The following is a 7,049-nucleotide window of genomic DNA, read 5'->3' as shown; positions in this document are numbered from 1 at the left end:
GTGCGTCGCGGCTTGCGCGTATGCCGTGGCGGATTTGCTCGCGGATCCGCCCTTGTTGATCTTTTTAGCTCTTTTGCTAGTATTTTTCTGTATCGGGCTATGGCTAAAAGACGCTCTAATAGGCGCGCGCTACCTATTTTACTGCGTCTGCGTGCAGCTACTTTTTGCAGCGGCCATATTCGCCGTTCATAAATTTCCCGCCATGGCGCAGTTTGTGCGCAGTGCCGAGATAGGCGTGGGCGGTGCGGGCATACCGCTAGGTATCGCTCTGCTCGTGCTGCCCGCGTTTTTCTGCGCCCTACCGTATTACTACCGAACGGGCGTCAAAAAAATCCCGCAAAAGCTCATACTCGGCGGAATTGTGATCCTAAACGTCGCTATTACGCTAGCTTACGCCTTCTATTTCGAGCGACTATTCTGCGGCGCGATCTGAAATTTCAACGATTTTCAGTGACGGCGCGCGAAATTTAAGTATAATTTGCAAAATTTAAACGAAGCGGAGCAAGATGACGGAGGCAAAAAAGGAGCTAGGCGCGCAGTTTGGCGTGAATATGAGTGAGCGATCGAGCGCGTTTTTGGGCGCGCTATTTGAGAAATTTCACTTTTCATTTCAGCAACGAAAGCAGCTAGCGGAGTTTGCGAGCGATTTTGAGGCGTGGGACGAGACGCCCGTTTATGAGCTGCTTACAAGCGAGCTGTGCGGGCTAAATTTTAATAAAGCCAAATTTAATAAAGCAGGGAAAATCCCAAACGGCGAGCAAATTTTTAATTTCGTGCGCGAGGTTTGGCTGGATCTCAAGTCGCGCCCGCACTCGTACGCGAGCTTCAAAAGCGATTACGCGCCGAGAAAATTTGAAATTTCCTCCTTTCGCGCGGACCGCATCGCTTTGGGGCGCTGCCCGGTGGCGAGCGAAAACACGCGCTGCTGCAATCTGCTGACGCTCGATGCGGTCAATTCGTGCGGCTTTGACTGCTCCTATTGCGCGATCGGCTCATTTTACAAGCACGGGAAAATCGGCTTTGACGAGAATTTTGCGGCAAATTTAGCGCGGCTGCGGCTTGATCCCGCGCGCAGCTACCACATCGGCACGGGTCAGAGCTCCGACTCGCTCATGTGGGGCGATCGCTTCGGCATTTTAAGCGCGCTATGCGATTTTGCGGCGCGGCATCAAAACGTGATTTTGGAGCTTAAAAGCAAGTCGAACAATATCCGGTTTTTCCTGCAGCGCGAGATCCCGCGCAACCTCATCGTTACATTTTCGCTAAATACGCCCGCGATCATTGCGAACGAGGAGCATCTAAGCGCGAGCCTGGATGCGCGGCTCGCGGCAGCCGAAGCGCTCGCGGCGCGCGGCATTTTGGTGGGCTTTCACTTCCACCCGATGGTTTGGTACGAGGGCTGGCAAAGCGATTACGGCGCACTTTTTGAGCGGCTGCTGCGCAGCTTTGATCCAAGCGGCGTCGCGATGGTCTCGCTCGGCACGCTTACCTTCATCAAGCCCGTCGTAAAAAAGCTGCGCTCGCGCGGGCTGCGGAGCAAAATTCTGCAGATGCCCCTTGTGGACGCGAACGGTAAGCTGTCCTACCCGCTGCAGATCAAGCGCGAGCTTTTTAAATTTGCCGCGGACGCGCTTTCGCCGTGGCGGGAGCGAGTGTTTTTCTACCTCTGCATGGAGGATGCGAGCCTGTGGCGAGAGGTTTTGGGGCACGAGTACGAAAGCAACGACGCCTTTGAGGAGGCGATGAAGGCGGCGTATTTCGCAAAGATACGGCAGCCTTAGACGCGCGCTGTTTACCGCAGACGCCGCAGCCTGTGCCGGCTCGCATGCGGTGCCGAGAATACGGCGCGAAATTTGCGGCGAATGAGCGGTTAAAATTTAGCGCCACACCCGGCTTTATAAAATTAAATTTTATAAATCGCGCGGGGCTGGCACAGCGAGCGGCGATGAAATTTTACAAAACGCTCGCGCAGCAAACGTCCGCGGGCTAAATTTAAAATTTTACCCGGCAAAGTCGCGGCGCAGTTTAAATAATCCGCGTAAATTTAGCGGCAAACGCGGCGAGCAAAGAAAATTTAGCGCAGCAAAATTTACATGACGCTCTAAATTTAACGCGCCGAAGCGGCATTAAAATTTAAAGGAGAAAAGATGAAAGCATTGATCACGGGCGCAAGCGGCGGTATCGGCAGCGCGGTTGCGGAGCTTTTGCGGCAAAACGGCTATGAAATTTTAACGCTAAGCTCGCGCTTTGAGGATACGTACGCGCTAGCGAAGGAGTGCCGCGCGCTGGCTGCGGCGTGTGAGATTGACGCGCTGATTTTATGCGCGGGTACGGCGAAATTTGCGCCGCTTGAGGCGATGAGTGAGAGCGAAATTTTAAAAATTTTAAACGTAAATCTTACCGCAAACATCATCATCACGCGCACGCTTTTGCCGAATTTAAAGCGCAACTGCGCCCATATCATCGGCATTAGCTCGATCGAGGCGCTGCGATCTAGCCGCTTTAGCGCGGTTTATAGCGCGAGCAAGGCGGGGTTGCGGGCGTTTCTGCTCTGCCTTTTTGAGGAGGCGCGCAAGCAGATCAGAGTAAGCTGCATCAACCCTGACATCACCAAAACGCCGTTTTACGAGGATTTGGGCTTCGAGCCTGCAGATGATGAAGCAAGCTTCGTGGATGCGGGGGAGATCGCAAATTTCACGCTGCAAATTCTGCGCACGAAGTCCAACGTAAGCGAGTTTACGATCCGCCCGCAAATCGTAAATCTGCGGAAAAAATCAAAATTTAATCGCGAAGGGGGCGAGCTTGAAAATCGGTAAAAGTCATGTTTTTGTGCTAGCTGTGGCGCTTATTATTATTTATGCCGCGTTTGTAAGCGGTAGCGGCGGGTATTGTAGCGCGAGAGAATTTTTTTCAGGCAGGCACGACGAAGAGGATGACGCCTGCATCGCCAAGCTGATAAAACGAGCGGACGACGGAAACGGCTTTGCGGAAAGCAGACTAAGATACCCAAGCAGGGCGTATATCAAGCGCGTGTGCGAAAAGGGAGTGGAAAACTTAGGAGAGCGGGAGAGATATTATTTCCAAGGTTTTAGTGGAGATCGCTGCGAGATTTGGGGTTTTAAAACGCCCAAGTCAAAAGACGGCGAAGCAGGTACGACGAACGGCGAGGGAAATTTAACGCGCGCCGAGGCAAACAACGGCGAATTTAGCACCGCGGACAGCAAAGCGGACATCGCGAAGCGCGAAGGAAATTCTACGGAAGAGCAAAATGCTAGGCGATAAGATTAGCCTTGAGGACAATATTGTAAATTTTATGTCGTTGGTCAAATTTGTGAAAAAATGAGTTAAAATTTATTACTCAAGGAAAAACATGGTAAAAAAGAGATCTTTAAAAATAAAAGGAAGCATATCGATTGTCATAATCCTGCTTTGGGTTTATTTTTTGATTACGACGCTGGGCGGTGATAGATACTGCGGCATATGGGATTATATCGCAAATAGTGAAGAGGATGACGCCTGCATCGCCAAGCTGATAAAGCGCGCAGATGAGGGTAGTGAATTAGCGCTCAATCGGCTTAGATACCCTAGCAAGGCGTATATCAAGCGCGTATGCGAAAGGGGAGTGGAAAACTTAAGTGAGCGAGAGAGATATTATTTCGAGCGTTTAGGCGTAGATCGTTGCGAAGCTTTAAATTTTAAAGATAACGAAGCAAATACGACGAGCGGCGGCGGTAATTTAGCACGAGGCGATACGAACGCGACGGACGGCGAGAGAAATTTAATGCGCGCCGAGGCAAACAACGGCAAATCTGACACCGCGGGCAGCAAAGCGGACATGACGAAGCGCGAAGGAAATTCTACGGAAGAGCAAAATGCTGGGCGATGAAAATTTAGAAAAATTTTTCTCAAAAATCGACGCGGCGGAGTTTGGAATTTCGGCGGGCTCAAAGCTCGCTTCAAAAAATCATAAACTTGCAGGAAGCGCGAGAGACTTGAGCGGCGACAAGCCCTTAAAATTACAAGGCGGCGTGGAATTTTGCGGCGGACAGTCATATTTTAGCGACGCGCAGCAAGATGAAATTTTAAAATTTAATGCCAAGCCGCCGTTTGATGCCGAACGAGCGCAGGCAAAGATAGAAAATTTCATGCGCGATCTGCTGCAAAACTATGTGCTTTGCGTAAGCGGCGCGGAATTCGCCTTCGCGGAGATCGAGGCGTATTTCACGGGCGCGGATCGAAACACCTACAAGCGCACGTCGCGGGCGGGCGAGATATTTTTTCACAATTTTGGCTTTGACATTTCTTTTCGCAGCGTCCCGCAAAGCGGCGGCGGGATTTTGGTGCGAAGCCTACGTATCCTAAGCGGCGCAGAACTTTTAGCGGGCAGCTTACCGGATTCAACGGGCTGCTTACCCGGCTTAGCAGGCGACTTGCACAGCTTGGCGGACAGCGACCTGCTCGGCTCCGCCGCCCCGCTCATACAAAATGGCGATTTTATTGCGGGTCCGCGCAAATGCATGGGTAAAATTTTAAATCTGCAAACGCGAAATTTAAGCTTTTCTTTAAAGCGCGTGCCGAAAATAGCGCGTGCAGCGGGCTTTAGCAACCGAATCCGACGAGGCGAGATCATAAATGAAGCGATTCTGGACGCAAATACGCCAAGCGGCGCGGCGAAGCTTGCGAATGAGCCGCGCAGGCTTACTAGCGAGGAGTTTGAGGCATATCTGAGCGCGGGCTGCGCGGCGGCGAAAACATATAAAAAATCGCTGCAAAGATATGAGGGCTAAATTTTGATCAAACGGCGCGCAGCGGGCGAGCGGTAAAATTTAATGAGCTTTAAGCGGCGGCGCTATAAAATGGCGCATCCATAAAATTTAAAGGCGGCAAATGGATCAAAGCAGGCTTGAGGAATTAAAAAGGCTACTACAAAAGCGACATCAGAAGCTGAAGCGGGGCTTGGAACAGAATTCTGACGGCGAAAATTTTAAAGCCCAGAATTCTGAAACCAAAAATTCCGAAGTTTCGAATTCCGAAGTTTTAAATTCTGAATCCCTGAATTTTGAATCCCCGAATTCCGAAATCTTGAATTCTGAACCTCTGAATTTCGAATCTTTGAATTCCAAAGCACCGAATTCCGCTACTGATGCTTTAAATTTAGAGGCCAAAGCGGCTCAGAATTCTGCCTTTGAGAACAACGCGGAGCCGCAAAATTTTATATCGGATGACAACGGCTCTTTGCAGCAGAATTTCAAGGCTAGAGATTACGACAAAGATCCGATAGCAATCAAAAATTATGAAAAATTTTTTGTATATTCGTTTTTAGTCTTATTATTGCCGATTTCTACGCTACATGCATTTTTAATTATAGATTTTATAAATCATGAGGATATTGACATAGTTCAGTATTTTGCTATTTTATTCATTATTTTACTATCTACAGTTATAATATCCATATTTACCGTAATCCGCCCTATACAAGAGATAAAATTCACAAACAAATATATACAATTCATTAGCGACGGCTTGGTTGAAAAACGCTGTGAAATTGACGAAAACGCCTTATCTTTAAATTTCTCTATCGGAATTTTGGCAAGTTCATATGAGATAGGAAAATCTGAAAAGATATTTTTGTACTTTATCGCTATTTTTATGTGCGTAACATGGTGGAATATATTTTTTATAGCGGTATTCTTTACATATTTATTCGGGTTTTTATTAAATTTTATACTTTATCTGTTTATAAATAGGAATTTAAAAGGGTTTAGGGCTCTGCCGTTTATTAGGATCGCACGCCCCTCGTATGGCAGATGGTTTAGGAACAAACCCGTTTATCCAAGATATTATCTCGTTTATCTCTATAATCAAAGAATTTATGATGAAATTAAAGAATATTTTTTACGGAAAAGCGTAAATATAAATAACGTTAAGAAAGATTACTTATTTATTTAATAGGAGGATAAAATGACGAGGGAAGAGGTTGCTAAGAAAGAAGTCAGACAACGTATATAAAAGTCTTTTGTCGATTAAGCTATTACAAATTTATATCTATTTTTAAAGAGGGGCTTGAAATAATGGAAAATTATAATAAACAAAAAGCCAGAGATTACGACAAATATCCGATAGTTATAAAAAAGCTAGATGATCTGTTTTGGCTGATAGCTCTTGGAATTTTATTAATTTGTTCTTTGATACAGAATTTTGGCGGCGAATATAAATTTAGGTTTTATATGAAAATATTGCTAGGTTATGGCACTGCCTTTTTCTTTATATACGCGGCGAGTTTTATAAATAGCAAAAAAACGATAACTTTTATGAAGGACAAAATAGAATTTAAAAATAAAACCAGATGCGAAAAAGAGATGGCATTAAAAAATATCTCCGTTTACAGATATGCTTATATGATTCCCAATTTTGCGCCATTTGATGTAAGAATCAAATTTTGTATTTTGGTTTTATTCATAATGATCGTCGTGTCATTATACAGCTCCGGATTTTATGTAGTTATTTTTATAATTATGGGCTTATTATTGATGCCTATTATTAAATTTGTCTACTATATTCTGTTTGAGAAAACGGCTAGGTTCTTACTTTGTGATAAATTGCTGATATGCAACGGTTTCGATTCAGAAGTATTTACGATCAATAGTAAAAATGAGCTTGGCGAGCTGCAAAAATATTTCTTGGATACGCTAAATATAGATATTACAGAGGGATATTTATTTTGGAAACCGCCTTATGATATTGCAAAAATAATAGTGAATAAAATGAACAAATTTATGAAATTCTAAAAACAAAAGATAAGGTTTCAAAAATATATAAACGATACATAATTAGCGTACCGCGGGATAAGCAATTTAATCCGCAGAATATCGATCTTTAATGAAAGATAGAATTTAGAAAATTTAAATTTTAAAGCTCCGCTTGGAATTTTGCTTTTAAAATTTACGCACTAATCCTCGCTGCTTTCATATACACCGAGCTCCACGAGATTGCCGTCAGGATCGCGCAGATAGATACTTTGCATAGCGCCGCGCGCGCCCATTCGAGGC

General features: G+C 45.6%; 8 protein-coding genes. All 8 read left to right on the top strand.

Annotated elements, in window-relative coordinates; translation table 11 throughout:
* Nucleotides 1–433: hypothetical protein (locus tag Q0238_RS01730; RefSeq protein ID WP_297942300.1), on the top strand; the 433-nt coding region annotated here is incomplete at its 5' end.
* 73 nt (nt 434–506) lie between these two features.
* A complete protein-coding gene (locus tag Q0238_RS01725; RefSeq protein WP_297942298.1) occupies nt 507–1,781 on the top strand; it encodes a spore photoproduct lyase family protein in 1,275 nt (424 codons plus the stop codon).
* Between the two features lie 366 nt (nt 1,782–2,147).
* Complete coding sequence (locus tag Q0238_RS01720) at nt 2,148–2,816, top strand: SDR family oxidoreductase (RefSeq protein WP_297942295.1); 669 nt, start codon at nt 2,148–2,150, stop codon at nt 2,814–2,816.
* On the top strand, nt 2,803–3,282 hold the full coding sequence (locus Q0238_RS01715; protein ID WP_297942293.1) for a hypothetical protein: 480 nt from the start codon (nt 2,803–2,805) through the stop codon (nt 3,280–3,282). Before Q0238_RS01720 ends, Q0238_RS01715 begins: the two co-directional genes overlap by 14 nt.
* A gap of 88 nt (nt 3,283–3,370) precedes the next feature.
* Nucleotides 3,371–3,886 (top strand): hypothetical protein, encoded by a 516-nt coding sequence (locus Q0238_RS01710; protein WP_297942291.1) that lies wholly within the window; start codon nt 3,371–3,373, stop codon nt 3,884–3,886.
* On the top strand, nt 3,873–4,787 hold the full coding sequence (locus Q0238_RS01705; RefSeq protein ID WP_297942289.1) for a hypothetical protein: 915 nt from the start codon (nt 3,873–3,875) through the stop codon (nt 4,785–4,787). The genes Q0238_RS01710 and Q0238_RS01705 overlap by 14 nt, the downstream gene beginning before the upstream one ends.
* Nucleotides 4,788–4,887: 100 nt before the next feature.
* Nucleotides 4,888–5,949 (top strand): hypothetical protein, encoded by a 1,062-nt coding sequence (locus tag Q0238_RS01700; protein ID WP_297942287.1) that lies wholly within the window; start codon nt 4,888–4,890, stop codon nt 5,947–5,949.
* A 122-nt stretch (nt 5,950–6,071) separates the two neighbouring features.
* The gene (locus Q0238_RS01695; protein ID WP_297942285.1) at nt 6,072–6,788 is read left to right on the top strand and encodes a hypothetical protein; all 717 of its coding nucleotides are present in this window, start codon (nt 6,072–6,074) and stop codon (nt 6,786–6,788) included.
* Nucleotides 6,789–7,049: the final 261 nt, after the last annotated feature.

The organism is uncultured Campylobacter sp. (assembly GCF_938045775.1).
Classification (GTDB): domain Bacteria; phylum Campylobacterota; class Campylobacteria; order Campylobacterales; family Campylobacteraceae; genus Campylobacter_B.
The sequence above is the reverse complement of the archived record's forward strand: the minus strand, read 5'-3'. Positions and strand labels throughout refer to the sequence as shown.

What these genes read in the sequence shown, in the direction of transcription:
- Q0238_RS01700 (WP_297942287.1), top strand. Translation starts at nt 4,888, where the DNA reads ATGGATCAAAGCAGGCTTGAGGAATTAAAAAGGCTACTACAAAAGCGA.
- Q0238_RS01710 (WP_297942291.1), top strand. Translation starts at nt 3,371, where the DNA reads ATGGTAAAAAAGAGATCTTTAAAAATAAAAGGAAGCATATCGATTGTC.
- Q0238_RS01725 (WP_297942298.1), top strand. Translation starts at nt 507, where the DNA reads ATGACGGAGGCAAAAAAGGAGCTAGGCGCGCAGTTTGGCGTGAATATG.
- Q0238_RS01720 (WP_297942295.1), top strand. Translation starts at nt 2,148, where the DNA reads ATGAAAGCATTGATCACGGGCGCAAGCGGCGGTATCGGCAGCGCGGTT.
- Q0238_RS01695 (WP_297942285.1), top strand. Translation starts at nt 6,072, where the DNA reads ATGGAAAATTATAATAAACAAAAAGCCAGAGATTACGACAAATATCCG.
- Q0238_RS01705 (WP_297942289.1), top strand. Translation starts at nt 3,873, where the DNA reads ATGCTGGGCGATGAAAATTTAGAAAAATTTTTCTCAAAAATCGACGCG.